Source organism: Vibrio sp. 970, assembly GCF_033339075.1.
On the sequence record NZ_JAWOTW010000350.1, the window covers coordinates 1 to 683 of the forward strand.

At 43.2% G+C, this 683-nt stretch carries 1 pseudogene; it reads right to left on the reverse strand.

Features of this window, described 5'->3' with window-relative positions:
* Positions 1–183: 183 nt before the first annotated feature.
* Positions 184–582: pseudogene (locus R7Q11_RS26590) on the reverse strand (DUF1214 domain-containing protein).
* Positions 583–683 lie beyond the last annotated feature (101 nt).

A 683-nucleotide genomic window follows, 5' to 3' on the forward strand; every position in this document is an offset into this window, starting at 1 on the left:
CGCGCCATCAGATTATTCTCAAGACTTAGCCAGTTGATAAGTCTTGTTTATTTAGTAAAAAGCTCAGCCACAGGTAAAACAGTCCTGTAGCCGAGCTTAATTTTACAACAGACAATCTCAGTTTTGAGGTGCCATGGTATAACTCAGGGAAACGTGTGTTTCCCTATATTGATACCAATGTTCTTATTTGACGAGTTCGATATCACCCATCGTCCAGCTCTTATCGAACATTTTCTCTGTTGGGCCGTAGAAGCGGAAATACGTAAACCAACCTTCTCCTGGGTTCGTTTGTACCCAGTTGTTCTCATAACCTTTCAGTGGCTTTGGACCGTAGTAAACGTCAATCGAACCGTCAGAGTTAACTTTTAAATTCTTACGAGAAGAAATGTCTGGAGAGCCAGCATCGTTGATGATCATCAGACGATTGTTTTCATCGTAAACCGTCGTCGACCAGAAGTTTTACGCAGGGATATTCGCTGGAACATGCAGTTTGTAGGTATGTTCACCTGAAAGCCAATTACCATCACTATCTTGATACGTTACTAAGTAACGCTGACCAAAGCCTGGAATCGTACTCTTCATACCGCGAGAAACCGTGATCGCTTCGTAGAACCAAGCCGCACGCTCATCAAGTTCATCGTAGTTTTCGCTTCGTTGATCAAGTGACACACTGATGGCATCTT